General features: G+C 69.0%; 20 protein-coding genes and 4 pseudogenes. 17 read left to right on the top strand and 7 right to left on the bottom strand.

Annotated features, from left to right (window positions below):
* The first annotated feature begins 331 nt into the window (after nt 1-331).
* The gene (locus tag AB0F68_RS13390) at nt 332-4,099 is read left to right on the top strand and encodes a carbohydrate-binding domain-containing protein (protein WP_357336375.1); all 3,768 of its coding nucleotides are present in this window, start codon (nt 332-334) and stop codon (nt 4,097-4,099) included.
* A 218-nt stretch (nt 4,100-4,317) separates the two neighbouring features.
* Nucleotides 4,318-4,815: pseudogene (locus AB0F68_RS13385) on the top strand (bacterial transcriptional activator domain-containing protein); the annotation flags it as partial.
* A gap of 51 nt (nt 4,816-4,866) precedes the next feature.
* Here AB0F68_RS13385 and AB0F68_RS13380 read toward each other — a convergent pair.
* The 3 genes and pseudogenes from AB0F68_RS13380 to AB0F68_RS13370 form a co-directional block, all read right to left on the bottom strand.
* Nucleotides 4,867-5,055, bottom strand: a pseudogene (locus AB0F68_RS13380) (IS256 family transposase); the annotation flags it as partial.
* A 92-nt stretch (nt 5,056-5,147) separates the two neighbouring features.
* The gene (locus AB0F68_RS13375; RefSeq protein WP_357336373.1) at nt 5,148-5,399 is read right to left on the bottom strand and encodes a hypothetical protein; all 252 of its coding nucleotides are present in this window, start codon (nt 5,397-5,399) and stop codon (nt 5,148-5,150) included.
* Nucleotides 5,400-5,432: 33 nt separating this feature from the next.
* Nucleotides 5,433-7,646, bottom strand: a pseudogene (locus AB0F68_RS13370) (ATP-dependent RecD-like DNA helicase).
* Nucleotides 7,647-7,806: 160 nt separating this feature from the next.
* Between AB0F68_RS13370 and AB0F68_RS13365 the strand changes: the two are divergent.
* The 7 genes from AB0F68_RS13365 (at nt 7,807) to AB0F68_RS13335 (ending at nt 14,560) form a co-directional block, all read left to right on the top strand.
* On the top strand, nt 7,807-9,447 hold the full coding sequence (locus AB0F68_RS13365) for a RecQ family ATP-dependent DNA helicase (RefSeq protein ID WP_357336371.1): 1,641 nt from the start codon (nt 7,807-7,809) through the stop codon (nt 9,445-9,447).
* 382 nt (nt 9,448-9,829) lie between these two features.
* Entirely contained in the window at nt 9,830-10,357 is a 528-nt protein-coding gene (locus tag AB0F68_RS13360; protein WP_357336364.1) for a hypothetical protein, read from the top strand.
* A 73-nt stretch (nt 10,358-10,430) separates the two neighbouring features.
* Nucleotides 10,431-11,018, top strand: coding sequence for a DUF2306 domain-containing protein (locus tag AB0F68_RS13355; protein WP_357336362.1), 588 nt, complete (start codon nt 10,431-10,433; stop codon nt 11,016-11,018).
* A gap of 219 nt (nt 11,019-11,237) precedes the next feature.
* A complete protein-coding gene (locus AB0F68_RS13350) occupies nt 11,238-11,891 on the top strand; it encodes a GntR family transcriptional regulator (RefSeq protein WP_357336360.1) in 654 nt (217 codons plus the stop codon).
* Between the two features lie 28 nt (nt 11,892-11,919).
* Nucleotides 11,920-12,624 (top strand): 4-carboxy-4-hydroxy-2-oxoadipate aldolase/oxaloacetate decarboxylase, encoded by a 705-nt coding sequence (locus AB0F68_RS13345; RefSeq protein ID WP_357336358.1) that lies wholly within the window; start codon nt 11,920-11,922, stop codon nt 12,622-12,624.
* Nucleotides 12,621-13,700: a 4-oxalomesaconate tautomerase gene (locus AB0F68_RS13340; protein WP_357336356.1), complete on the top strand. Its 1,080-nt coding sequence runs from the start codon at nt 12,621-12,623 to the stop codon at nt 13,698-13,700. Before AB0F68_RS13345 ends, AB0F68_RS13340 begins: the two co-directional genes overlap by 4 nt.
* 47 nt (nt 13,701-13,747) lie before the next feature.
* Nucleotides 13,748-14,560: a DUF1932 domain-containing protein gene (locus tag AB0F68_RS13335; protein ID WP_357336354.1), complete on the top strand. Its 813-nt coding sequence runs from the start codon at nt 13,748-13,750 to the stop codon at nt 14,558-14,560.
* Nucleotides 14,561-14,600: 40 nt separating this feature from the next.
* On the opposite strand, the gene AB0F68_RS13330 is transcribed toward AB0F68_RS13335, so the two are convergent.
* Complete coding sequence (locus AB0F68_RS13330; protein WP_357336352.1) at nt 14,601-15,257, bottom strand: GntR family transcriptional regulator; 657 nt, start codon at nt 15,255-15,257, stop codon at nt 14,601-14,603.
* Nucleotides 15,258-15,487: 230 nt separating this feature from the next.
* Here AB0F68_RS13330 and AB0F68_RS13325 point away from each other — a divergent pair, with 230 nt between their 5' ends.
* The 8 genes from AB0F68_RS13325 (at nt 15,488) to AB0F68_RS13290 (ending at nt 24,820) form a co-directional block, all read left to right on the top strand.
* Nucleotides 15,488-16,507: an amidohydrolase family protein gene (locus tag AB0F68_RS13325; RefSeq protein WP_357336349.1), complete on the top strand. Its 1,020-nt coding sequence runs from the start codon at nt 15,488-15,490 to the stop codon at nt 16,505-16,507.
* An 82-nt stretch (nt 16,508-16,589) separates the two neighbouring features.
* On the top strand, nt 16,590-17,261 hold the full coding sequence (locus AB0F68_RS13320; protein ID WP_357336347.1) for a GntR family transcriptional regulator: 672 nt from the start codon (nt 16,590-16,592) through the stop codon (nt 17,259-17,261).
* 84 nt (nt 17,262-17,345) lie between these two features.
* On the top strand, nt 17,346-18,281 hold the full coding sequence (locus AB0F68_RS13315; RefSeq protein ID WP_357336345.1) for a DUF6282 family protein: 936 nt from the start codon (nt 17,346-17,348) through the stop codon (nt 18,279-18,281).
* The gene (locus tag AB0F68_RS13310; protein ID WP_357336343.1) at nt 18,278-19,048 is read left to right on the top strand and encodes an ABC transporter ATP-binding protein; all 771 of its coding nucleotides are present in this window, start codon (nt 18,278-18,280) and stop codon (nt 19,046-19,048) included. The genes AB0F68_RS13315 and AB0F68_RS13310 overlap by 4 nt, the downstream gene beginning before the upstream one ends.
* The gene (locus tag AB0F68_RS13305) at nt 19,045-19,902 is read left to right on the top strand and encodes an ABC transporter permease (protein WP_357336339.1); all 858 of its coding nucleotides are present in this window, start codon (nt 19,045-19,047) and stop codon (nt 19,900-19,902) included. Before AB0F68_RS13310 ends, AB0F68_RS13305 begins: the two co-directional genes overlap by 4 nt.
* Nucleotides 19,903-19,968: 66 nt before the next feature.
* Nucleotides 19,969-21,033, top strand: a complete 1,065-nt coding sequence (locus tag AB0F68_RS13300; RefSeq protein WP_357336337.1) for an ABC transporter substrate-binding protein — start codon at nt 19,969-19,971, stop codon at nt 21,031-21,033.
* Nucleotides 21,034-21,392: 359 nt separating this feature from the next.
* The gene (locus AB0F68_RS13295) at nt 21,393-24,182 is read left to right on the top strand and encodes an FAD-linked oxidase C-terminal domain-containing protein (RefSeq protein WP_357336334.1); all 2,790 of its coding nucleotides are present in this window, start codon (nt 21,393-21,395) and stop codon (nt 24,180-24,182) included.
* 254 nt (nt 24,183-24,436) lie between these two features.
* Nucleotides 24,437-24,820, top strand: coding sequence for a VOC family protein (locus AB0F68_RS13290; protein WP_357336332.1), 384 nt, complete (start codon nt 24,437-24,439; stop codon nt 24,818-24,820).
* Between the two features lie 454 nt (nt 24,821-25,274).
* Here the strand turns inward: AB0F68_RS13290 and AB0F68_RS13285 are convergent, their stop codons facing one another.
* The 3 genes and pseudogenes from AB0F68_RS13285 to AB0F68_RS13275 form a co-directional block, all read right to left on the bottom strand.
* The gene (locus tag AB0F68_RS13285; protein ID WP_357336329.1) at nt 25,275-25,757 is read right to left on the bottom strand and encodes a transposase; all 483 of its coding nucleotides are present in this window, start codon (nt 25,755-25,757) and stop codon (nt 25,275-25,277) included.
* Nucleotides 25,758-25,863: 106 nt separating this feature from the next.
* A pseudogene (locus AB0F68_RS13280) lies at nt 25,864-26,028 on the bottom strand (transposase); the annotation flags it as partial.
* 20 nt (nt 26,029-26,048) lie between these two features.
* On the bottom strand, nt 26,049-26,309 hold the full coding sequence (locus AB0F68_RS13275) for a hypothetical protein (protein WP_357336323.1): 261 nt from the start codon (nt 26,307-26,309) through the stop codon (nt 26,049-26,051).
* Nucleotides 26,310-26,317 lie beyond the last annotated feature (8 nt).

Genomic DNA, 26,317 nt, shown 5'->3' with positions numbered 1-26,317 from the left:
GGCACGGTAGCAACTGAGTGTGAGCGGCCGCCGACTGCCGCAACACTGCCCACGATGTGCGGAGGTCGAGTGCTGATCTCCAGCAGACCTCACCTCCGGGCGCGACCCTGACCTCCATCCCGACCGGCTGCTCCCGGCGGATCCGGGCGTTCGACGCCCATCCGGCCGCAAGGTACGGCAGCGTCACCATCTCTGGCCTCTTAGCAAGCGCCAGGGCAACTCACGGCAACTGATGGTCTGCGGGCCCGCAGCGGAACTACGGTCACGTGCGACTCCTTCTCGCGGTCGGCGAGCCGACGCTGCCGGGCAGATCGAAGGTGGAGGTCGAAACGTGACGAACGCCAGCCGCACGACATTCCTGGGAAGCGCTCTGACAGCGCTGGTGCTGTCCATCGCCCCACCCGCCTTTGCCGCAGACGGGCAGGTGCCTGACGCGGTGCCCGCACCGGTCAGCCGCGCCACTGCCCCAGATTCCGTGTCCATCGTCCCCTCGGCAGAGGGCATCCACATCCTTGACATCTCGAGCAACACGATCACCCTGGCTTCCGGTGGCACGTTTATTTACACGGTGGACACCCCCGAGGGGCAGGGACGCACCACGCTCGAGGTCAAGTCGGTGGACCAGCTGCTCAAGGAGATCACCGCCAAGGACGGGTCCACCCAGACCTACACGGTCGAGGACTCGCAGGGTGCTCAGAAGCGGCCCACGGACCGCGTCGTGCCGGGCGACGTCCTCACCGTGACCGCAGGACACAAGACACACCACTACACAATCGACATCGTCAAGGGCGCCGTACGCGGCCGGCTCGAGCTGCAACAAAAAGAGATCACGGCGAATGCCACTTCCGACGTGGTCGTGAACTTCACAGCCGGTATGAGAAGTCCCGCCAGCGACGTGCGCGTGAAGGTGCCACGGGGAATCCGCGCCACGATGGACAACACGACCGTCAACGTCATCGGTCGGGGAGAGGTCAAACTGTCCGGGCTCGCGACGCAGTCGGTCGGCAGGGTCGGAGCGGGCTACCGGTTCCAGAGGGTTGGGACGGCCACGATCGAGGGCCTTCAAGACGGCGGTCAGATCATCACGTTCCACGGGCTCGACCTCAGGCCGTCGAACGGTGTCGATCTGCAGATCCGGTTCACGCACGTCTCGGTCAAGCAAGGCAGCTACTCGTTCGAAGCCTCCTACACCACCTCGGAGCCCGAGGAACTGACGAGCCCGGCAGCCGCGGCCATCCTCCAGGTCGTCAAGACCGTCAGCGACCTTCACAGGGTGCTGGACAAGAGCCTGACCTACCGGGAAACCCCGGACACATACACGAAGGCGCGATTCCGGTGGACGACGCCCCAGCACGCGGCGTCCGTCAGGTTGCTGCAGTCGACGGACCGGGGCGCAACCTGGACGCAGAGCAAGGCCACGGTCGACTCCCGCACCGGCGAGGTCGAGGTCGAGGACCTGACACCGGACACCGAGTACAACTTCAAGCTGGACGTCAGAGGCGGTCGGACCAACGGCGAGTCGAACGTCGCATCGTTCTACACCGGCAAGCTGAACGCCAAGCTGATGGGGGCCAAGGGCGACGGGCTCGCCGACGACACGGAAGCGATCAATCGGGCGATCCGCTACCTCCACGAAATCGGCGGCGGGACGTTGCTGTTCGAAAACGGCACGTTCAACGTCCGGACCGTGCATCTGCTCAGCAACGTCTACCTGTACGTCGGCAAGGACGCGACCATCTCCGCGATCAAGGGCGCCGACGCGCCTGAGGCCCTGTACTTCTCCGACAAGGCCTATCGCTCGGGTACGTCGCCGACCGACCCGGGGCCCTACGAGGATCCCGAGAACTACACGACCAAGCAGGATGTCGGCCACACCTACTTCCGGAACAGCATGTTCTTCGGTGAGAGGGTGGACAACGTCAAGATCATCGGGAACGGCCGGATTACGGGCAACGGCAACATCGTGACCACCGACAAGGTCATGGACAATGCCCCGGATCTCAGGGCCGACAAGATGGTGACGCTGAAGCTCAGCACCAACGTCGAGTTCGGCGGGCTCAACAACGGCTTGGACCTCTGGTACGAGGAGACCGACTCACCCACGACCGACCAGCCGTACTACATCAAGAGCCTGGCCAAGGACGGCATAACCGAGTCGAAGCAGACAGACATCAGCAACATGCTGAAGGTCGACAACGCCGGACACTTCGCACTTCTGGCCACCGGCACGGACCAGATCAACACGCACGACTTCTACTACGACAAGGGCAAGGGCGGCCAGGCCCGGGACGTCTTCGACTTCATGCAGAGCAGCTACGTCACCGTCAAGAACATCTACGCCAAGGGGACGTCCGACGACATCGTCAAGCCCGGTAGCGACTCCTCCTTAGGGTTCACCAGGCCGGCGACCGACTTCTACGTCCGGAACGTCATCGGCGACACGAACTGCAACCTCTTCCAGATCGGAAGCGAGACAGCCGACGACATCAGAAACGCCTACGTCGACAACATTTATGTGCTGGCCGGCAACAAGGCCGGTTTCTCCATCTCCACGAACGACGGCGCGACCGTCGAGAACATCTACCTGAACTCGGGTAAGACCGGGCCGGTCCACCACCAGGCGCAGATGCGACGCACACGGGCACCGTTCTTCATCTCGATCTCCAACCGTGGCCGGGTGATCGGCGGGCAGGCGCAGCGAACGAAGTTCATGGAAAACGGTGTGCAGCGGGACGAGTTGCTCAGCACCAACGTCAACATCGGCCATGTCCGCAACGTTCACATCAAGGACGTCAACATCGAAGAGGTCTACGGGGGCAGCCAATACAGCGACCCCTCGAAGCGGTGGGTCCCCTACACCAACCAGAACAAGGCGACGCCGATCATCGCCGGCTATAAGGTCGGCGAGGGCGGACCGACCCTCCCGGACGGTCGCACCATCGGCTACGTCGAGAACGTCACGTTCGAGAATGTGAACCTGCTGGTCAAAGGCGGCAACAGCTACGAGGACTCGCAGATCAGCCCTCCGGAGCTGGGCGTGGGCAAGTACAACGTCGCTGACTTCGGGGTGCAGCCCTCCTACGGGTTCTGGGCGAGGCACGTGCAGGGGTTGAGCTTCAAGAACGTGACGACGAACTTCGAGAGCAACGACGACCGCTACGCGTTCGTGCTCGACGACGTCAAGAACGCGGAGCTCGACGGTCTGACGATCGTGAGGGGAACGAACAACCCCAGCGTCATCCAACTGAAAAACGCCAGCAACATCACCCTGCGTGACTCCGCCTTCTACGACGGCACCTGGGGGGAAGAACTGACCCCCCTCCAAGACCTCACCAACGTGACGGTGCCGGACGCCCAAGCCTATCCGCCGATCGTGAAGGACCCGCACAACATCGCCATCCAGCTCAAGCGGAGCGGGCACGAGAACGTGACGGGCTTGGACACCCAGTCGAGGGTCGTCACGACGGTACTGGGATCCACGGTGGCCGACCTGACCACGCAGATCGAGTCGACGGACGGCACCGCCCAGACGTATACGGTCGCCGATCCCGACGGCAGGCCGAAAAGCGCGGACGCGTCGCTCGACACCGGGGACACCCTGGTCGTCACGGCGGAAGACGGCACGACGCGAGTGGAGTACCGGATCGTCGTCACACCTGACTTGGTGATCGAGGGAGAGTCGCAGCTCGGCTTCGTCGTGAGGAGCGTCCCCAGCATCACCCTGTCAACCTCCTCGACGAACGGGAGGACGTACCTGCAGACCAGCTCGGTGCCCGCCGGGGAGTGGATCCAGTTCCTGGTCGATGTTCCCGTCGCGGGCACCTACGACGTCTTGTACCAGTACAAGACGAACACGTCCGGGAGGGCGACGGTCCAGGCATACGTGGACGGCGCCGCGAGAGGGGCGGCGGTCGACCAGAACAGCTCGACGGCCAACCAGTACGTCCCGGTGAACCTGGGGCGGCTCACCTTCGCGGACGCCGGGCAGCATCCGGTCCGCTTTGAGGCCGTGAAATCAGGGTCGATCGTCATCGACTACATCAAGCTCACGAGGGTGGTGGGCGGACAGGCACGTTCCGCGGCCCATAGCAAGGCGTAGCCCGTGTTGGGAAACGGACTGTGTCGATCCTGGCACACGAACCGAAATCCAACGACATCGCCAGTCGGTTGGCTCTCGCTACCGGGGCGCCAGTTGCAGATCACCTTGATGACGACCATGGATGTCCTGATGCCGTCGCCCCTCGGACACGAACCACAACCCCACCGCGCCCGCTGAGATCCACTGAAGCGCGCACCGTTTGCGTTCCCGGCTGGTAGGTGAGCGACCTGCGGCACGTCCTCGGCCGCGCCGGCACCGCAGACACAAAGAAGGCCTACGTCATCAAGTCTGCTGGACGCTACCGACTCGACCCGGCCACCGTCGACGTCGACGTCGACGTCTGGACACTTCGCGACCTCCTGCGGACCGCAACCATCGCCACCGGCCGGCGCCCCCGCGACCTGCTCACCGCCGCCTGCGACCTCTACACCGCGCCACTGGCAGACCGCCAAGACTACGAATGGCTTCAACCGCACCGCGAAGCCGTACGCCGCTGGGGAACCGAAGCCCACCTCCTGCTCGCCGACGACCTCATCCACAGCGACCCGCAGGCCGCATCCGACCTGCTCGACAAAGCCATCGGCCTGGACAACTACAACGAAGCCCTCTACACCCGCGCCATGCACGCCCGCCACGCCCTCGGCGACGCCGACGGCATCCGCACCCTGCTACGCGCCCTGAGCAAAGCCCTCGCCGACCTCGACGCCGAGCCCCAGGCTGAGACCAGCGACCGGGACTATCTCGCTAACGGTGTTTCCGGCGGTCTTCTAGTAGGTCTCAGCGGCCGGGAAGCGGTCGCTGAAGGTGATGGCGAAGGCGTTCAACGCGGGTTTCCAGCGCATCGTCCATCGGGTCCTGCCGGTTCCGGTCGGGTCCAGGGACCGGGTCACGAGATACAGGCACTTTAGCGCCGCCTGCTCATTCGGGAAGTGGCCGCGGGCTTTGACCGCCCGCCGGACCTACAGCCGTTCAACGGGCAGCCTCGCTGTTGCTCGTTGACGAGGACCGAGGTCCCGGACAGTGTCGGCGCCGGTGGGGCCTTGTGCCGTCAGTGGGGCGGGGGAGATGCGGTGTCGCCGCCTTGCTTGCGCCAGTGGCCGCCGGCGTCGGCGGCGAGGAGACGTTGGACCATGGCGACGGCCTCGGGTTCGGTGTCGAACTCCCACCGCAGCACCCGGCCCGTCTCGCTGCCGCCGGAGCGGGCGACTACCTTCCACCGGACGTCGCGGGTCAGCCACACGTCACGGCGGCCCAGGCGCCCCCAGACGGCGTTCCACCAGCGCCCCGCCACTTCCTCCACCACTGCATAGTACAAGCGTTCGACTGGCTGGTGTCAGGTAAGTCGGTGGTCGAGGGCGGTGTGGCGGCGGCCGGCGCTGACGGTGCGGACGGCGGCGGCGAGGGCTCGGCGGGAGCCGACGAGGACGACGAGTTGTTTGGCGCGGGTGACGGCGGTGTAGAGCAGGTTGCGTTGCAGCATCATCCAGGCGCTGGTGGTGAGGGGGATGACGACGGCGGGGTATTCGGAGCCTTGGGAGCGGTGGATGGTCATGGCGTAGGCGTGGGCGAGTTCGTCGAGTTCGTCGAAGTCGTAGTCGATCCTCTCGTCCTCGTCGGTGCGCACCGTGAGGGTCTGCTCCTCGGTGGAGAGGGCGGTGACGATGCCGAGGGTGCCGTTGAAGACGCCGGCTTGGCCCTTGTCGTAGTTGTTGCGGATCTGGCTGACCTTGTCGCCGATGCGGAACACCCGCCCGCCCATCCGCCGCTCCGGCTGCCCTTCGCGGTGCGGGGTCAGATGCTGCTGCAGCAGCGTGTTGAGGGCTCCGGCTCCGGCGGGGCCGCGGTGCATGGGGGTGAGGACCTGCACGTCCCGGCGCGGATCGAGGCCGAAGCGCGCCGGGATGCGGGCGCAGGCGACGTCGACGGTGAGGGCGGCGGTGGCGTCGGTGTCGTCGCAGGCGAACAGGTAGAAGTCCGACAGGCCTTGAAGCAGGGGCGGGCGGCCGGCGTTGATGCGGTGGGCGTTGGTGACGACGCCGGACTGGGCGGCCTGGCGGAAGATCTGCGTCAGCCGCACCCGCGGCACAGCTGCGGCGGCGAGCAGGTCGCGCAGGACCTCCCCGGCACCGACGGAGGGGAGTTGATCGACGTCGCCGACCAGGAGCAGGTGCGCGCCGGGTGGGACGGCTTTGACGAGCTTGTTGGCCAGGATCAGGTCGAGCATGGAGGCCTCGTCGACGACGAGCAGGTCCACGTCCAGAGGGTTGTCCCGGTCGTAGGAGGCGTCCCCGCCGGGACGTAGTTGCAGCAGGCGGTGCACGGTGGCGGCGGGGTGGCCGGTGAGCTCGGACAGGCGTTTGGCGGCGCGGCCGGTCGGGGCGACGAGGGTGACCTTGGCCTTCTTGGCGGCGGCGAGCTCAACGATCGAGCGGACCGTGAAGCTCTTGCCGCAGCCCGGCCCGCCCGTCAGCACCGCCACCTTCGACGTCAGCGCCAGGCGGACGGCCGGTTCCTGCTCCGGGGCCAGGTCGGCGCCGGTGCGCGCCTTCAACCAGGCCAGGGCCTTGCCCCAGTCGACGTTCGTGAAGTGGGGCAGGCGGTCGGGCTTGTCGTTGAGCAGGCGCAACAGAGAGCCGGCGAGGGACTGCTCGGCGCGGTGGAACGGCACCAGGTACACCGCCTGCACCGGCTCCCCGTCGGAGCCCGGTAGGACCTCGCGGACGACGCCCTCGTCGGCGGCGAGGTCGTCGAGGCAACGGGCCACGAGGTCGCCGGGCACGTCGAGGACCTTCGCGGCGTCGACGACGAGCTGCTCAGCCGGCAGATAGCAGTGGCCGTTGTCCGTGGCCTCGGACAGGGTGTACTGCAGGCCGGCCATGACCCGCTGGGCACTGTCGTGGGGGATACCGACGGCCTGAGCGATGGTTGTCGGCGGTCTTGAACCCGACGCCCCACACGTCCGCGGCCAGCCGATACGGCTCCTTCATGACCACGTCGATGGACGCGTCGCCGTACTGCTTGAAGATCCGCACCGCAAGCGACGTCGACACCCCGACGCCTTGCAGGAAGACCATCACCTCCTTGATGGCCTTCTGCTCCTCCCACGCCGCGGTGATCTTCGCCGTGCGCTTCGGCCCCAGCCCGGGCACCTCCACCAGCCGAGCAGGCTCATCCTCGATCACCCGCAACGTGTCCAAGCCGAAGTGAGCCACAATGCGTTCGGCGAAGACCGGGCCGATGCCCTTGACCAGACCCGAGCCGAGATAACGCTGGATGCCCTGGATCGTCGCCGGCAACACCGTGGTGTAGGAGTCGACCTCGAACTGGCGGCCGTACTTCGGATGTGACGACCACCGCCCGGACAGGCGCAAGCTCTCCCCGGGCTGCGCGCCCAACAGCGCACCCACCACCGTCAGCAGATCGTGCTCCGGTCGGTAGCCACACGGGCGACGGTGTAGCCGGTCTCCTCGTTGACATAGGTCAACCGCTCCAGCACCGCCTCCAGCACAGCCAGCGGCGGACGGGCAGAGGCGGTCACAGCGACTATCGTGCCGCCTCGCGATGGGCAGCTGCCACCCGGTTCGCCGCTGGCGGCCCGCATGCCCTCGCCAAACGCAGGCGAGGTGGCACGCTCGCCGAGGACGAGACGTACAACGGACCCTGGGATGACCCAGGTCCGTGTGTGTGGTTGGTTAGCATGCCCGGTGATGATCTTTCTTCTTCGCTCCGTGCGGCTACGCCGCGCCGCCCGTAGGCGCTTCGGCTGGCAGAAGCTGCGCCCCACCCAGATGCGCGCGATGCGCACGCTACTGGCCGGCCGCGACGCGCTGGTCGTGCTGCCCACCGGGGGCGGGAAGTCTGCTGTGTATCAGGTTCCCGCCACGCTGCTGCCCGGCCCGACGGTGGTGATCTCACCGCTGCTGGCATTGCAGCAGGACCAAATCGCCAACCTCAACGAGCGGGGCGATCCGGCGCTGCGGGCGGTGCGGATCAGCTCCGCGGAGAGCCCGAGCAAGCAGGAGGCGGCGCTGGCCGAGCTGCGCTCGGGTGCCGCGAAGTTCCTGTTCATCACGCCGGAGCAGCTCAGTTCGCCGCAGCGGCTGGCCGAGGTCCGCGCGCTGCGCCCGGCGTTGGTGGCGGTAGACGAGGCACACTGCATCTCGTCGTGGGGGCACGATTTCCGCCCCGACTACCTGACGATCGGCCACCTCATCCGTGACCTCGGCCGCCCGCCTATCGTGGCGCTGACCGCCACGGCATCGCCGCCGGTGCAGGACGCCATCATCGCGCGGCTCGGCATGCGCAAGCCGCGGCTGGTGCTCTCCGGACTGGACCGCCCGAATCTTTTTGTGGCGGCGATGCACTGCCCCAGCGAGGACTACCGCTGGCGCAAACTGCTCACCCTGCTCAAGCAGGCCGACCCACCCGGCATCGTGTATGTGCCGACCCGCCGTGGCGCCGAGGAACTCGCGCAACGGCTGTCCGATGCGGGTTATCCCGCGCAGGCCTACCACGGGGGCATGGCCGCCGGGGTGCGTCAGCGCCGCCACGAGGACTTCCTCGCCGACCGGGTACCGATCATGGTCGCCACGTCGGCGTTCGGCATGGGCATCGACAAGCAGAACATCCGCTGGGTGGCACATGTGGCGCTGCCTGGCTCACCGGACAGCTACCTGCAGGAGATCGGGCGGGCAGGGCGCGACGGTGAGCCGGCCCGGGCGTTGCTGCTCTACCGCGCCGAGGACGTCGCCCTGCAACGCTTCTTCACCGGCGGTGCGCCCGACCTGCAAGAGCTGCGCGCGGTCGCCGCCGCCCTGCACACCGGCCCGGTGACGCGCACGGCGCTGGCGAAGGCCACCGGCCTGAGCCCGCGCAAGATCGCCAGCCACATCAGCCTGCTCGAGCAGGCCGGTGCGGTGGCGACGGGCTCCAGGGGCGAGCTCAGGGCCGATCCGTATGCGCCTCTACCGGATCAGGCGGCTCGGGAGGCGCTGGCGGAGTACGCCCGCTATCAGGCCGGGCAGCGTTCCCGCACCGATATGATGCGGCGCTTCGCCGAGAGCCGGGGCTGCCGGATGCAGTCGCTGCTGGGCTACTTCGGTGAGCAGGTGAGCCACCCTTGCGGGCACTGCGACAACTGCCACGGCGGCAGCTCCGAGACGCTCCCCGACAACGGGCCGTACCCACTGCACAGCACCGTGCGGCACGCTAAATGGGGATCAGGCATGGTCCTCGGATACGAGAAAGACCGGATGACCGTGCTCTTCGACGATGTCGGCTACAAGACCCTGTCGGTCTCCGTCGTGCAGGCGCAAGGCCTGCTGGCACTCGAGGCGAATCGCCGCTGACCGGCTAACCTCTTCGCCCGCCGCCGATGCCGCAGCCATCAGTACGTGAAGTAGGTGCCCTGCCGCAGTATCGGCATCGTGCGCACAACGCGTGGCGGCAATCCCTGCCCGAAATCCGCCTGGCAGGGGTGGTCGACCTCATCCGTCTGCCGGCCGGAGGACCGGTGGACCCGCCGATCAGGATCGTGCCGGCCGTGGTGGTCGTGCGCCCATGTGCGGTCTGCGGCGTCCGCCCACCCCACACCGCTTTCACAGCGTGAGCGCGGCGGTGTCGGCGGGCGATGCCGATCAGCGAAATCTCGGATCTGCGGTGACGCCCGTTAGCGTCGAAGAGATGTAGGTAGGCATACCACCGGTTGCGTTCCCGGCCCATGTCAGGCTCGTGATCGTCATCGCGGCGGACGCCGTGCACCGCCGCGTAAAACTGGCCGTCGGCATACCGTCCGATCGTGTCGGTGCGGTAGCCGGGTCTGCGCGCTCCTCGGCACGGCATGTACCTGAGCCAGACCCGCCGGAGCGGGCTCCTCGGACTCATCGGCTACCTGCTGCTCGCCACCGGCTACCTCCTCATCATGAGCACCTCCTTCGTCGCCGCGTTCGTCCTGCGAGCCATCGCTGGGACGGATCCCTCCTGCGTCAAGGACGTCATCGCCGCGGCCACCGGCGGCACCCCACCGGCGACATCGGGGCGCTGGGCACCGCGATCCAGGTCCAGGGCCTCACCTACCTGACCGGCGGCCTCATCTTCGGCACCGCCCTGTACCGGGCACGGGTCCTCGCCCGCTGGGCGAGCGCACTTCTCGCAATCGGTGGAGTCGTCACCGTCGTGCTCTCGGTGATGCCCGACGCCTTCCGGCTGCTGGCCTTCCCCAACGGCATCGCCATGATCGGCCTCGGCTACTCGCTGTGAGCACGGCCCGCAGGAACATCACCACGCAGCCCGCCGCGGTCCACAGCCCGCGGGTCACGACGGCGGGTGCGGAATGACCCAGGACACTGCCCGGGACGGATCGACCTGGCGGATTCCGCTCGGACTGGTCGCTTTCACCACCATCCCGCTGATTGCCGGGTCGCTGTGGGTGCTCGCGGTCGCCGGCGGCCCGGAACTGTTGCCCACGAACCCACGGATCGACGCCTCACCCACGCCTCTCGTACTGCACGTGGTCGCCGCCGCGGTGTACGTCGTTGGCGGCGCGTTCCAGTTCCCCGCCCGGCTGCGCGGAGGGCATCCTGCCTGGCACCGCCGTGCCGGCCGCGTGCTCATCGGAGCCGGTCTGGTGGTCGCCGGTTCCGGGCTGTGGATGACCTTGTTCTGCCCCGACGCACCCGGTGGTTACCTCCTCTGGACCGTCCGGCTCGTCGTGGGTTCGGCGATGGCAGCCAGCATCGTGCTCGGGTTCACTGCCATCCGCCGCCGCGACCTCGCCGCGCACCGCGCTTGGCTGGTCCGCGCCTACGCCCTCGCCGTGGCCGCTGGCACCCAGGCGTTCACCCAGGGCATCGGCGAAGGTGCCGCTCCTCCTCGGCGAGGGCGACGACCCGTTTGGGATGCTGGCCGGCTGACCGGCTGACCGGCTGACGCTGCCACATTGAGGGCGGCAACGTGCTGCGCTACTGGCTGGGGAATTCGGCGAAGACCATGCCTCCCGATCGCACACCTTTGACGCCCGGTCCAGGCCGCGCTGGGCGACGTTGGTGCTAGCACAGCGGGTTGCAGTTTTCCAACAGGAATGTTGACAATCCTGTTGCCGATCGCTTAGCGTCGGCGCAAGATCTGCTGGGGGAGGGCCGTGGAGAGGACCATCAGCGGCGAGGCCGCCGGCCAGCAGGCCGCCCAGGCGTGGTTGCGCGAAGCGATCGCAAGCGGCGAGTTCGTCCCGGGCCAGCGGCTGATCGAGGCTGACCTGGTGAGCCTGCTCGGTGCCTCCCGCAACGCCGTCCGGCTCGCCCTGGACGCCCTGGTGGCCGAAGGGCTGGTCGAGCGGATCCCCAATCGCGGCGCCCGCGTGCGGGCGGTCTCGACCGCAGAGGCGGTGGCGATCACCGAGTGCCGTATGGCGCTTGAGGGCCTGATCGCGGCGAAGGCCGCTCAGTACGCCACGGACGCCGAGGTAGCCGAACTGTGCGCCAGTGTCGGGCGGATGCGGGAGGCCGTGCAGGCGGGTGAACTGATGCGGTATTCAGCGCTCATCCAGGAGTTGCACCAGCTGATTCGTCAGGCCGCGCGCCAGCGCACGGCGGCCGCACTCATCGAGCGCCTCCAGGCGCAGATCGTCCGCCACCAGTTCCGGCTGTCGCTGCGGCCCGGGCGGCCGCAGGTCTCACTGGCCGGCCTCACGGCCGTCGTGGAGGCGATCACGGCGCGCGATCCGGAGGCTGCGGAGGCGGCGGCCTGGACCCACCTGAGCAGCGTGATCGCCGCCCTGAGCGAGACGAGCGCCTGATGTTGCTACTGGAGAAGGAGACCCTCGCATGAGGACTGTTGTCGTCACCGATCCACCACGCGCCGACGTCGGCGACGCGGAGCATCTCGGCGGGTACGGTGTCGCCACCGTGCACGAGGCGCTCGGCCGCGTCGGTTACCTGGGCCCCGAGTTCCGGCCCGCGTGGCCGGGCGCGCGCATCGGTGGCACCGCCGTCACCGCCCTGTGCTGGCCCGGCGACAACCTGATGATCCACGTCGCGGTGGAGCAGTGCCGTCCCGGTGACGTTCTGGTGGTCGCGACCAACTCGCTTTCGACGGACGGACTGTTCGGTGAGTTGTTCGCCACCGCGCTTGCCAAGCGCGGCGTCCGTGGAGTGGTGCTCGCCAGCGGTGTGCGCGACGTCGCGGAGCTGCGGGAGATGGGCTTCCCGGCGTGGTCGCGGGCGGTCAGCGCGCAGGGCTCGGTCAAGGCGACGGCCGGCTCGGTGAACGTACCGATCGTCCTCGGAGGACAGACCGTGCACCCCGGCGACGTGATCGTCGCCGACGACGACGGCGTCATGGTCGTACCCAGGACCGACGTGCCCCGGGCGCTGGCCGCCGCCCAGGCCCGCGTGGACAAGGAGGCCGCCAGCCGCGCCGCCTTCGAGCAGGGCCAGCTGGGCCTGGACCGCTACGGGCTACGCGACAAGCTCAAGGACTTCGGCATCGAGTACGTCTCCTACGACGAGTACGTCCAGGGCGAGCGGTGAACTACGACGACACCGGAGTGCGCTGCACCATGCTGCGCGGCGGCACATCCCGTGGTCTGTACTTCGAGGCCGCTGACCTGCCGGCCGACCCGGCCGCGCGCGACGACCTGCTGCTACGGCTGATGGGCACCCCCGATCCGCGCCAGATCGACGGCCTCGGCGGCAGCACCTCGCTCACGAGCAAGGTCGCCGTCGTGAGCAGGTCGGCGCACCCGGACGCGGACGTCGACTACCTGTTCCTCCAACTCGGCGTCGACACCGCGACGGTCAGCGACCGGCAGAACTGCGGCAACATTCTGGCCGGCGTAGGGCCCTTCGCCGTCGAGCGCGGCCTGGTTCCGGCCGGACCGCACGAGACCAGCGTGCGGATCCGGATGGTCAACTCCGACAGCATCGCGGTGGCCACCTTCCCGACCCCGGGTGGGCGCCCCGAGTACCGTGGCGACGTTGCGATCGCCGGTGTTCCGGCCACCGCGGCGCCGATCGTTCTCGCCTTCACCGACACGGCAGGGTCAGCGACGGGCAGCCTGCTGCCGACCGGCAACGTCCGGGACTCGATCGACGGCGTCGACGTGACCTGCGTCGACAACGGCATGCCGGTAGTCGTGGCGCTGGCCGAGTCGTTCGGCCTGACCGGCCATGAGACGCACGAGCAGTTGGCTGCCGACGCCGCGCTGCTCGAGCGCATCGACGCCCTCCGTATCAAAGCCGGTGCCCTCATGGGGCTCGGGAACGTGAGCCGATCCTCCGTACCGAAGACGGCGCTGGTCGCCGCCGCACGCGACGGCGGCCAGGTCTGCACCCGGTCGTTCATCCCCGTACAGCCGCACACCTCGATCGGCGTACTGGCCGCGGTCAGCGTGGTCACCGGCATGCTGTTGCCGGGCGCGGTCGGCCACGAGCTCACCGCGGACTGGCCGGCCGACCGCTCGCAGGTCGACGTGGAGCACCCGACCGGCCACCTGCTGGTGGACGTGACAGTCGACGCCGCGGCCTCCCCACCGCGGGTCGTCCGCTCAGGCGTCGTACGCACCGCCCGCAAGCTCTTCGACGGCACCGCCTTCCCCCGCGCCTGAGTCTCCCCACCCGTGATCCCTGTGTTCATCGACCATATGGAGACAGCATGCCCCCGCTGCACGAAGCTGCTCACCCCGAGGCCGGCACGGCCGTCCGCATCGCCATCCTCGGGCTGGGGGAGGCCGGCTCGGAGATCGCCCGCGATCTGGTGGCCGCCGGCGCCGACGTCCGGGGCTACGATCCAAAGGTGACGCCGGCCGACGGCGTCGACCCCCGGGTCAACGAGGCCGACGCGGTGCGCGACGCCGATCTTGTGCTCAGTGTCAACAGCTCTCACGACGCGATGGAGGCGCTGCTCAACGCGTTGCCTTCGGTGCGGCCGGGGACGATCTGGGCAGACCTCAACACCGCTTCGCCGGGTCTCAAGGCGGCGCTGGCGGAGGCGGCCGGGGCGCCCATCCCGGTCGTCGACGTCGCGCTGATGGCGCCGGTACCCGGCAAGGGGCTGCGTACTCCCATGCTGGTGTCCGGCGGCGCCGCCGACCGGTACGCGGCCATCCTGTCCGGCTTCGGCGCGCAGGTGGCGATCCAGCCGGGGGCTGCGGGCGCGGCCATCTCCCGCAAGCTGCTCCGCAGCGTCTTCTACAAGGGGCTGGCCGCGGCGGTGGTGGAAGCGCTGGCCGCCGCGGAGGCAGCAGGCTGCGCGGACTGGCTGCGCGACAACATCAGCACCGAGCTGGCCGGCTTCGACCAGCGCACCATCGACAGGCTGGTCGACGGGACCCACCAGCACGCCCGCCGGCGCGCGGACGAGATGACCGCTGCCACCGAGCAGCTCGAGGAGCTGGGGGTTCCCTCGCGGATTAGTGCGGCAGCACGTGACCTGCTCATCGACCTGCGCGACAACGGCGGGCGATAGCCCGCCGACGACGGCCAGGCGAATGGTGGCCCGCCCGGCTCTACTCGGCGTCGGCCTGCTGCAGCGCCGCGATGACGCTGGCCAGGTGCGTCCGCGCGGCGACCTCCGCGTCGGCGGGTTCGCGGCGTGCGATCGCGTCGATGATCGCGAGGTGCTCCCGGAGGGAGACCTGCGGGCGACCGGCGCGCAGCGCGAGCCGGAACTGGTGTCGAACCAGCTGACCGTTGAGCCGGTCGAGCAGCCCCGAGGCCGCCGGCTGCGCCGCGTACTCGCGTACGAGGCGGTGGAGTTCCCGGTTGAGCGCCGAGTACTTCATCGGATCGCCGTCCGCCACCGCACGCTGCATCCGGTCGCCGAGATCGGTCAGTACGGCGATCTGCTCGTCGGTGACCCGCTCCGCCGCCTTGGCGGCACACAGGCCCTCGAGGACCATGCGGCACTCGGTGATCGCCACCGCCTCGGCCACGGAGACGACCCGCACGCGGGCGCCCCGGTTCGGGATGCGCTCGACCAGTCCCTCGGCGGTCAGGTCGAACAGGGCCGCGCGGAGACTGGCCCGGCTGACGTTGAACGACTCGGCGAGTTCTGCCTCCACCAGCCGCTGTCCGGGCGCGAGATCGCCGTTCATGAGCGCGGCGCGCAGTGCGTCGGCCGCCAGCCTCGTGGCGACGGCGCCCTCACGCGGAGTCTTGGCCAATCCGGACCTCCTCAGTCGCGGTTGAGTATAGGGCCTATGTGGAGACTGCTCAAAAAATTGTCGACAATCCTCTCGACAGGTATTGCGACAATGTTGCGTGGTGTTTACGCTCACAGCTACCGCGCGGCCAGCGCGAGACGTGATACGGGCCCCCGAGGCGCATCACGTCGTCCTGCCCGTGAACGGTGCCGGTCCTGCCGACCGGCCCGACCCGAGGAGCCTGGAAACACGTGATCATCGACTGCCATGGCCACTACACGACCGCGCCACAGGCGCACACGTCGTGGCGAGAGGTGCAGCGGGCGGCCTTCGATGCCGGCGAGGAGCCGCCGGCCTACCCGGGCATCTCCGATGACGAGATCCGCGAGACGGTCGAGGGGAGCCAGCTGCGGCTGATGGCCGAGCGCGGGATCGACCTGACCATCTTCTCGCCGCGGGCCTCGGCGATGGGCCATCACATCGGTGACGAGGCCACCAGCAGCCGCTGGGCGCAGGTCTCCAACGACCTCATCGCACGGGTGGTCGAGTTGTACCCGGACAACTTCATCGGGGTCTGCCAGCTGCCCCAGTCGCCCGGAGCCCCCATCTCACAATCGGTAGCGGAGCTGCGGCGCTGCGTGCTGGAGTTCGGGTTCGTGGGATGCAACCTCAACCCCGACCCCAGTGGCGGCCACTGGACCTCCCCGCCGCTGACCGACCGCAGCTGGTACCCGTTCTACGAGGCGATGGTGGAGCTGCAGGTGCCGGCGATGGTGCACGTGTCGGCGGTGACCAACAGGAACTTCCACGCCACCGGTTCGCACTACCTCAACGCCGACACCACCGCCTTCATGCAGTTCCTGCAGTCGGACCTGTTCAAAGACTTCCCAGACCTGCGGTTCGTCATCCCGCACGGTGGGGGAGCAGTGCCCTACCACTGGGGCCGCTTCCGAGGACTCGCGGACATGCTCGACCGGCCCGCACTGGACGAGTCGGTCATGAACAACGTCTTCTTCGACACCTGCGTGTACCACCAGCCCGGCATCGACCTGCTCTTCAGCGTCATCGACGTCGACAACATCCTGTTCGGCTCGGAGATGGTCGGCGCGGTCCGGGGGATCGATCCGCAGACCGGCCACTACTTCGATGACACCCGCCGGTACGTGGACGCCCTGGAGCTGGCGCCGGGCGACCGCGAAAAGGTCTACGAGCGCAACGCCCGCCGGGTCTACCCACGACTGGATGCGGCGCTGAAGGCCAGGAGCCGCTGAGCTGATGGAAGGAGCAGCCGTGGACGTCGTGCCACCGCCGCAGCCGGTGCGGGCCACCGTCGGCCGAGACGGCCGGGGACGAATGGCCGCCGATGAGGCGTACGCGCGACTGCGCGACGACATCGTCAAGGGGCGGCTGATGCCCAACGAGCGGCTGGTCGAGGTCGATCTGGCCGTCGCGCTCGGGGTGGGCCGCACCGCCGTCCGCACCATGCTCGCCCGGCTGGAGCAGGAGGGGCTCGTGGTCCACGAGCCGAACCGCGGGGCCCGCGTGCGGATGGTGACCGAGGCCGAGGCCCTGGAGATCACCCAGGCGCGCGGCGCGCTCGAGGCACTCGCTGCCCGCGAGGCCGCTCTGCATGGCACGCCGGCAGAGCTCGCGTTCATGCGCGAGACGCTCACGCAGATGTCGGTCAGCCTGAAGGCGGGCGACCTGTTGGCGTACTCGGACGGCAACGCCCGGTTGCACGCGAAGATCATCGAGGCGTCCCGGCATCAGACGGCTGCTCGGCTCATCGCCGGGCTGAAGGCGCAGATGGTGCGCTTTCAGTACCGCACGGTGCTGGTTCCCGGACGGTCCGCCCGGTCCTTCGCCGAGCACACCCGGATCGTCGATGCCATCGAGATGGCGAACGCGGACGCGGCCGAGGCCGCGATGCGCTACCACCTGTCCCACGTCGCCGACACCCTGCGCGAGATGACGTCCGCCCGGGCCCAACACCGCGCGCTCTCACCCGACTTCGTCCACTTCTGAATCGCGATTCCACATCACCACAGCTCGATAAGCCACCGCAACGCGGACGTCGCGGAGCGATGTCCTGATGCCCTTGGAGGCTCCGTGACTGACCATCCCACCCCCTCGGCCCGAGCCCGTGAACTCGTCACCGGGGCGTACGACACGCACATCCACGTCGCGCCGGACGTGATGCGCCGGCGCATCGACGACGTCTCGTTGGCGCACCGGTTCGCCGAGGTCGGCCTGGCGGGCTTCGTACTGAAATCCCATTACGTGCCGACTGCCGAGCGGGCGGAAGTGGTGCGTAACGCCGTACCCGGCGTGGACGTGCTCGGCGCACTGACCCTGAACGGCTCGGTCGGCGGGCTCAATCCGGTGGCGGTGGAGATCGCCGGCAGGCAGGGCGCGCGGATTGTTTGGCTGCCTACCGTGGACTGCGCCAATCAGCGGGAGTGCCAGGCCTGCGAGCCGGAGGGCGCCACCCCGCCGATGTGGGCGCAACTGCAGGCCGACCTGGCCGAGCAGGGCATCATGGCCCCGGCGATCGACGTCGTCGACGCCGACGGCGCGATCGTGCCGGCGCTGCGCGAGGTGCTGAGCGTGATCGCCAAGCACGACATGGTGCTGGCGACCGGGCACCTGTCCGGTGACGAGATCACCACCGTCGTGGACGCGGCCGCCGACCTCGGGGTGCGGCGCATCATCGTCACCCACCCGGAGTTCACCTCCCAGCGGCTGTCGGTGCAGGTGCAGCGGCACCTGGCCGAGCGGGGAGCGCTGATGGAGCGCTGCTTCACCACCCCGTACACCGGAAAGGTCAGCTGGGACACGCTGTTCGACCACATCCGCCAGGTCGGTCCCGAGCACTCGCTGCTCTCCTCCGACCTCGGCCAGCCGTTCAACCCCCCCGTGGAGGACGGCCTCGCGCTGCTGGCCGACCGCCTGATCGAGGCCGGGTTCACCGAGGACGAGGTACACGTGATGGCAGTGACGAACACCCGCCGCGTCGCGGCGGCACCGCCGGCGGTGACGGCATGAGCGCCGCCCCCGTCATGGAGGTGCAGGGACTGTCCAAGCACTTCCGCAAGGACGACGAGGAACTGATCGCGCTCCGCGACGTCGACCTGACCGTCGAGCAGGGCTCATTCGTGGTGCTGCTGGGGCGCAGCGGTTGCGGCAAGTCGACCCTGCTCAACCTCCTCGCCGGGCTGACCCCGCCGACCAGCGGGCAGATCACCTACCACGGCAAGCCCATGCGCGGACCCAACACGCAGGTGGGCTACCTGACCCAGCACGACACGCTGATGCCGTGGCGTGACGTCACCCGCAACGTGGAGATGCCCCGCGAGCTGCGCGGAGACAGCAAGAAGGAACGGGCTGCGGTCACCGCCGAACTGATCAAGCTCGTCGGCCTTTCCGGCTTCGAGCGGCACTACCCACGCGAGCTGTCCGGTGGCATGCGCCGGCGCGCCAGCCTGGCCCGCATGCTCTGCGCCGACCCGGAGACGCTGCTGCTCGACGAGCCGTTCGGAGCGCTCGACGCGCAACTGCGCACCGAGCTGCAGGGCGAACTGCTGCGGCTGTGGTCCGGCAGTGGGCGCACGGTCGTCTTCGTCACCCACGACATCGAGGAGGCGCTGATCCTCGCCGACCGCGTCGTGGTACTCGGGCCGATCGGAACGATCCTGCTCGACCAGCCGGTGGACCTGCCCCGGCCGCGCGACCCGGACGACATCCGGGTCGATCCACACTTCGTCGAACTGCACCGGCGGCTGTCCGCGGCGCTGAAGGAGGGCGCGCGATGAGCGCTACCACGACCCCGGAAGTGGGCTCGACCGCGAGGCCTGCGGGCCCCCTCCGGGAAGCGTCCCGGCGCACCTGGCGCCAGCGGCACGGCCGTAAGACGCTGATCTGGGGATGGCGCATCGGTCTGCTCGTCGTCCTGCTGGTGGTCTGGCAGGCACTGTCGGGTCCCGTCCTCGACCCGCAGTTCGTCAGCAGCCCGAAGGGCATCGCCACCCGGCTCGGCGACTGGGTCGCCGACGGCACGCTGTGGTCGAACACCTGGATCACCGTGCAGGAAATCGTGCTCGGCTTCCTGGTCGGCGCGGTGTCCGGCGCCGCCCTGGCCTACCTGATCGCCTCCGTCCGGGTGGTCTGGGACATCCTGGATCCGTTCCTGATGGCGCTCTACGCCATCCCGAAGGTCGCCCTGGCGCCGCTGTTCATCGTCTGGTTTGGCATCGGCACCGACATGAAGGTGCTGCTCGCCGCCGTCACCGTGTTCTTCCTGGTCTTCCTGAACACGGCGGCCGGCGTACACGAAGTGGACCGAGCGCTGATCGACGCCGTACGGCTGATGAACGGCACCCGCCGGGACATCGCCTTCAAGGTCGTCCTGCCCGCCTCGATGACCGGTCTGCTGACCGGGCTGCGGGTCTCCATCCCGTACGCGCTGATCGGCGCGGTCATCGGTGAGCTCGTCGCGTCCAACCGCGGCCTCGGGTACCTGATCAGCGACTCGTCCGCGAAGTTCGACACCGACGGGGTGTTCGCCACCCTCGTCGTGCTCAGCGTTATCGCCGCCATCCTGAACGCCGTCGTCAACCTCGTAGGCAAGCGGGCCAACCGCTGGAAGCCCCTGGACACCGAGGTCTGACAGCCGGTGCCCGGCCCAGACGAGCAGCAGTTCCGTCACCCATCCACCTGGTCGAAAGAGTCCGCCATGTCCCGTAACAGAACATCTGTACTACGCCGCCTCGGAGCCATCGTCGCCGTCTCGGCGGCGCTGCTCGCCGCCGGCTGCGCCAACAAGGGCGGCAGCAGCGAGCCGGCCACCGGCGCCGACGCCATGCGCCTAAACGTCGGGCAGATCAGCGACTCCGTCGCGTTCTTCCCGCTGTTCGTCGCCGAACAGGAGGGCTACTTCAAGGCAGAAGGGCTCACCCTGGGAGAGCGCCCCCGGCTCGGCACCGGCGCCAAGCTCGCCGCAGCGGTCCACTCCGGCAGCATCGACATCGCCGGCGGCGTGATGACCGATGCGTTCAACCTGTACAAGACCAACAACGAGGCGCGGGTGATCGGCTCCCTCGTCGACGCCTACTACGTCGACATCATCGCCGGCCCGGGGATCCCGAGCACCGGCGACTCCGCGCCGCTGACCGAGCGGATCCAGGCCCTACGCGGCAAGAAGATCGGCATGACCGGGCCGGGCAGTGGCACCGAGGCGCTGGTGAACTACCTGTTCAAGCAGGCGAACCTGGACCCCAAGACCGACGCGACCCTGGTCAACCTCGGCGCCGACGCGTCCGCCGCGATCGGTGCGCTGAAGGCCGGCCGAGTCGACGCCCTGTCGTTCTTCCAGCCGATCGGGCAGGAGGCCGCGGCCACCGGAGTCGGCCGCATCTACATCTCGCCCGCTCGCGGTGACGTCCCTGCCCTCAAGGACGTCATCCACGGTGCCCTCTTCACCACCCAGGACGTCATCGACCGCAAGGGCAAGGCAGTCGCCGCATTCCTGCGCGCCATCGCCAAGGCCGAGCAGACCATCAACGGCGACCCGGCGAAGGCCAGCGAACTGCTCCAGCAATACCAAAAGACGATGAACGCCCAGACAGTACAGGCACTCGTGCCGGTCCTGCAGGAGGAGATCCCGGACGCCCCGACACCCACTGAGGCCAACTACAACGCCTCGGCGGACTTCCACCGGCAGACCGGCCTGGTGCCTAACACGCCCGGCTTCGCCGACATCGTCCCGTCGGAGTGGATCACCTCCGCGCTCAAGGGCTGAGAAAACAGCAGACGCCTTCGTGTCGACCGGACCCGTTACGACGGGTCCGGTCGACACGAGCAGCCAGAACCAAGCATGCTTCCGAGTTAGCGCGGCGCGGCGCGGATGTACGAATTGATCATGCGTATGAGCAATGACTGGCCTCCCGGGGGTTTGCCGTGCACTGGACGATGGTCGTCGCTGCCTGCGGCCCGATGCACGGCCCGTATGTTGACGAATGAAGGGCGCGAATGAAGCTGGTGCGTGCGCCGGGGCTCAGCGGTGACGTCGTTGCCGCCCTTCGCGAGGTAGTCGACGGGGATGTCGACGACTCCGAACGCCGCCGGGCCGAGTACTCCACGGACGCTTCGAATTACCGGGTGTCCCCACGGGTGGTGGTGGCCCCGCGCGACAGCGACGACACGCTGGCGGCCCTGGACGTGGCCCGCCGCCTCAGAGTGCCGGTCACGGCCCGCGGCGCGGGGACGTCGGTGGCGGGCAACGCGGTCGGCACCGGGATGGTGCTGGACTTCTCCCGGTACATGGACCGGATCATCGCGCTCGACCCCGATGCCCGCACCGCCGTGGTCCAACCGGGTGTTGTCATGTCCTCCCTGCAGGCCGCGGCCGCTGCCCACGGGCTTCGCTTCGGCCCGGACCCATCGACCCAGAACCGGGCGACGCTGGGCGGGATGATCGGGAACAACGCGTGCGGCCCGCATGCTCTCGCCTACGGGCGCACGGCCGACAACGTCGTCTCACTCGATGTCGTCGACGGCGTCGGGCGGCGATTCAACGCCGGCGCAGGCACGCTGGACCCGGTCGCGGGGCTGGACGTCCTGGTGCGCGCGAACCTGGCGACGATCCGCACCACGCTGGGCCGCTTCGGCCGGCAGGTCTCCGGCTACTCCCTCGAGCACCTGCTGCCCGAGAACGGCCGCGACCTGGCCAAGATGCTCGTGGGCACCGAGGGCACCCTGGTCACGGTCCTGCAGGCCACGGTGAACCTCGTGCCCGCGCCGGCCGCCCCGGTCGTCGTCGCGCTGGGCTACCCGGACATGCCGGCGGCCGCCGATGTCGTACCCGCGCTTCTGGCCCACCGGCCCCTGGCGATCGAGGGCATGGACGCCCGCCTGGTCGACGTCGTGCGCCGCCATCGCGGAGCGGGTGCGGTGCCACAGTTGCCCGCCGGTGGGGGGTGGCTGCTCGTGGAAGTCGGCGCCGAGGCCGGTGAGAGCGTCAACGACGTGCTGGCCCGGGCGCGCGCGCTGGCAGCCGACGCCGGCACCGACGCGGTGCGGGTCGTCCCCGCAGGGGCCGAGGCGACGGCGCTGTGGCGCATCCGGGCCGACGGCGCGGGCCTGGGCGGGCAGACCCCGAGCGGGGCACCGGCGTGGCCGGGCTGGGAGGACGCTGCCGTCCCACCCGATCGGCTGGGGGACTACCTACGCGACTTCACCGCCCTGATGGCAGACCGCGGCGTAGACGGGCTCTTGTACGGGCACTTCGGGGACGGGTGCGTGCACGTGCGCCTGGACCTACCGCTGGAGACGCCGGCCGGGATCGGGCCCTCCCGAGCGTTCCTCGAAGCGTCCGCGGACCTCGTCGCGTCCTACGGCGGGTCACTCTCCGGCGAGCACGGAGACGGGCGGGCTCGTTCGGAGCTGCTGACGCGCATGTACACCCCTGAGGTGATCGGCCTGTTCGGCCAGGTAAAAGCCCTGTTCGACCCGGAGAACGCGCTGAACCCGGGGATCGTGGTGGACCCGCGGCCGCTGGACGCGGACCTGCGCCGGCCTTCCGCGCGCCCGACCTCGGCCCTACGGGGGTTCGCATTCGCCGAGGACGGCGGCGACTTCACCACCGCGGTCCACCGCTGCACCGGGGTGGGCAAGTGCCGGGCCGACAACTCCGGCGCGGGCGGGTTCATGTGCCCCAGCTACCAGGCCACCCGCGACGAGAAGGACGTCACCCGCGGGCGCGCGCGGGTGCTGCAGGAACTGACCAATGGCTCGCTGGTCACCGCCTGGGACTCCCCAGCGGTGCTCGAATCCCTCGACCTGTGCCTGTCATGCAAAGCGTGCTCGACGGACTGCCCCACCGGCACCGACATGGCTCGCTACAAGTCCGAGGTCCTCCACCGCGCCTACACGGGCAAAATACGCCCGCGCAACCACTACACCCTCGGCCAGCTGCCCCGCTGGTCCTCCCTGGTCACCAAGGTCCCGGCCCTGGCCAGGCTGGCCAACACAGTGCTCAGGATCCGCCCGATCGCGAGGTCGGTGCTCACCGCAGGCGGGATGGACCCCCGTCGGCAGATGGTCACCTTCGCCGAGGAACGCTTCTCCGCCTGGTTCAGAAAGCACGGCCGCGCGGCCATGCACGATAGCGCGGTGCCCGCCGCCGGGTCCGCATCGTCCTCTCCGCCGCGGCCGGTGGTGCTGTGGGCGGACACGTTCTCCGACACGCTGGACCCCGCTGGGGCACGGGCCACCGCCAGCGTGCTGCAGGAGGCGGGGTACACCGTGATCGTGCCCGAGGAGTACGCCTGCTGCGGGCTGACCTGGATCTCCACCGGCCAGCTCGACGGGGCGAAGAAGCGACTGGCCCACCTGCTCTCCGTCCTGGCGCCCTACGCCGCCGACGGGATCCCCATCGTGGGCGTCGAACCCTCGTGCACCGCCGTCCTGCGCTCAGACATGGTCGACCTCCTCCCGGATGACCCTCGCGCCCCGATAGTCGCAGCCAGCACCCATACCCTCGCCGAGCTGCTCACCGCCCCCGCACCGCTAGGCCCTGGGCCCAGCTGGACACCGCCGTCGCTGGCAGGCGTCGAGGTCGTCGCGCAGCCGCACTGCCACCACCACTCGGTCATGGGCTGGGAAGCCGACGCCGCCCTGCTGGCCCGGGCGGGCGCATCCGTGACCCGGCTGGCCGGGTGCTGCGGCCTGGCCGGCAACTTCGGCATGGAGGCCGGCCATTACGACACCTCCGTCGCCGTCGCCGAGAACGCCCTGCTGCCCGCCCTGCGCAATGCCGGGCCGGGCACCGTGTACCTCGCGGACGGCTTCTCCTGCCGCACCCAGGCCGACCAGCTCGCCGGCCGCCAGGGCGTCCACCTCGCCGAACTCCTCGCCCCCGACAACTACGGCTCTACGGCAGCTGCTTGACGGGCTCCGGTGGCGGGCTCAGGGCAGCTCGTCCTGACGGGACGCGTGCTATGTCAGCGCGGCGCCATATCATCTCCGCGGCGATCGGGGTGCGCCAAGCCGGGACGGTGGTGCTCAAGTGTGCAGCGGCGCGGCGAGTGGGAGAGCGCTCTTCTGCCTCGCGGCGCTCGCTGCACAGCGCGTTACACCACGTGGTGCGGCCGACGCACGGATCTGCCGATGACAGCAAGTCGTAGTCCACGTATGTTGGTGCCGTGGCGATCTCGTGGACCTTGGGATGCGATGCCGACGATCCCCAGCGGATCGCAGCTTTCTGGGCGCTGGCCCTCGGTTACGTCAAGGAGTCCGGTTTCGACGAGCCCGACAACGCGTCCATCGTCGACCCGGATGGCCAGGGCCCTGCCATCGGTTTCCTGAAGGTTCCCGAGGGCAAGTCCGCCAAGAACCGTGTGCATATCGACATCCGGGTGGCCGGTCCAGGACCGTGGGACATGGCCGAGCGTGCCGTACTGATCCGGCAGAAGGTGCCCGAGCTGGTTACCGCCGGCGCGACGGTGGTCCGCGAGGAGTGGTATGGCGCCGCCCTCGGGCACGTCGTCATGCGGGACCCGGAAGGCAACGAGTTCTGCGTCGCTTGAGCCATAGCTAGTGCCGCATACCTGCATCCGGATCTGGCGCCTCTCTGTGTCATCCATGAAGGAGCGGGGCCGGTCAAGGGTGGGGTTTGAACCGTTGACGTTGTGTTGCGCGTCTTCCGGAATGGTTCTCGGGCAGGCGTGTGTGCGGCGTCGGGGTCAAGGCTGGGCCGCAGGCCCACCCGTAGGGCTTGGCCTTGGCGCCTGCGCCGTGGAGGCCATCGTGATGATGCCGGAAGACGGTGTTGTGGGGGTGTGGTCGCGTCGCCAGGTTCCGACGGATGTCGGGAGGGCAGGCCGGGGTTCGGCTGCCGGTCATCCATTCGCCCCGCCCGGGTTTGGGGGCATGGTGGTGTGCGACCGTGACCGGACGGGGTCAATCAAGCGGGCGGCCTCGCCGTCGGCCGACGGGGGTCAGACACAGAACGACCTCGCGTCCGGTCACGTCCGAACCTGCTCACGCCGCCGCTCGGGCCGGTGCGAGGGCACGGATGTGCCCGTCGCGTAGGCCGTAGTAGACGAGGGTGAGCAGCTTGCGGGCCACCGCGACGGTGGCGATGTTGCGTCCGCGTCGTTCGCCGATGCGGGCGCGGGTGCCGGTCAGCCAACCGGCGGTGTGGGGAACGCCGTGAGCGGCCTCGACCGCGGCCCACCGCACCAACGTCGAGCCCTGCTTGGTGATCCGTCCTCGGTGCACGACCAGGTCGGACTCGCGATGCCGAGGAGTGAGCCCGGCCCACGAAGCTAGCTGCGCCGGGCCGGGAAGCCGGTCGACCTCGCCGATCTCGGCGACGAACACCGCCGCCAGGACCGGTCCGACACCGGGGATGGCCTGGATCGCCGTGTAACCGCGGTGCCCGCAGAGCCTGGCCCGGATCGGCCCGGCAACCGCATCGATCTCGAAATCGACCGCGTCGATCAGCCTGGACAGCGAGGACACCCGACCCCGATACGTCCCATCCAACGGCGCCCGGGCAAGCAGTTCCCGCCCGCCAACGCCGAACAGACGACACCGCGATGTGCACGCCCTGCTTGGCCAACACCGCGTGCACCGACGCCTTCAACCCGCTGCGCCAGGCCACCAGCTTGGCCCGATACCGCACCAGCTTCCGCAGCTCCCGCACCGCAGGCGGGGCGACATACGCCTCCGGCAACCTGCCCATCCGCAGCAGATCCGCCAGATCGGCGGCGTCGCATGCGTCGTTCTTCACCCGACGGTAAGCGAACCCCTTCACCCCAACGGATGCGCCAAATGCACCTGGGCGCCGGCCGCGGTCAGCACATCCACCGCCCAGTACCAGCCATAGGTCGCTTCCAGGACCACCTCCGGGTCCGGGCCGGCCTTGGCGATCTCCAGCGCCAGCGCGACCGGGTCGTTGTCGATCCGCACCGTCTCGAGCTTCTCGCCCGCCTCGCTCATCCGCACGATCACCGACCGGCGGCGATGCAGGTCAATACCCACGATCTGCCGGCCGTCGTACTCTGCCTGCATGAGGGGCC

The organism is Micromonospora sp. NPDC023966 (assembly GCF_040639095.1).
Taxonomy (GTDB): Bacteria; Actinomycetota; Actinomycetes; order Mycobacteriales; family Micromonosporaceae; genus Micromonospora.
The sequence above is the reverse complement of the archived record's forward strand: the minus strand, read 5'-3'. Positions and strand labels throughout refer to the sequence as shown.

Bases quoted from the DNA above. Each gene is read 5' to 3' on its own strand.
- AB0F68_RS13365 (WP_357336371.1), top strand. From the start codon at position 7,807: ATGATCTTTCTTCTTCGCTCCGTGCGGCTACGCCGCGCCGCCCGTAGG.
- AB0F68_RS13355 (WP_357336362.1), top strand. From the start codon at position 10,431: ATGACCCAGGACACTGCCCGGGACGGATCGACCTGGCGGATTCCGCTC.
- AB0F68_RS13345 (WP_357336358.1), top strand. From the start codon at position 11,920: ATGAGGACTGTTGTCGTCACCGATCCACCACGCGCCGACGTCGGCGAC.
- AB0F68_RS13335 (WP_357336354.1), top strand. From the start codon at position 13,748: ATGCCCCCGCTGCACGAAGCTGCTCACCCCGAGGCCGGCACGGCCGTC.
- AB0F68_RS13320 (WP_357336347.1), top strand. From the start codon at position 16,590: ATGGCCGCCGATGAGGCGTACGCGCGACTGCGCGACGACATCGTCAAG.
- AB0F68_RS13310 (WP_357336343.1), top strand. From the start codon at position 18,278: ATGAGCGCCGCCCCCGTCATGGAGGTGCAGGGACTGTCCAAGCACTTC.
- AB0F68_RS13305 (WP_357336339.1), top strand. From the start codon at position 19,045: ATGAGCGCTACCACGACCCCGGAAGTGGGCTCGACCGCGAGGCCTGCG.
- AB0F68_RS13300 (WP_357336337.1), top strand. From the start codon at position 19,969: ATGTCCCGTAACAGAACATCTGTACTACGCCGCCTCGGAGCCATCGTC.
- AB0F68_RS13275 (WP_357336323.1), bottom strand. From the start codon at position 26,309: ATGCAGGCAGAGTACGACGGCCGGCAGATCGTGGGTATTGACCTGCAT.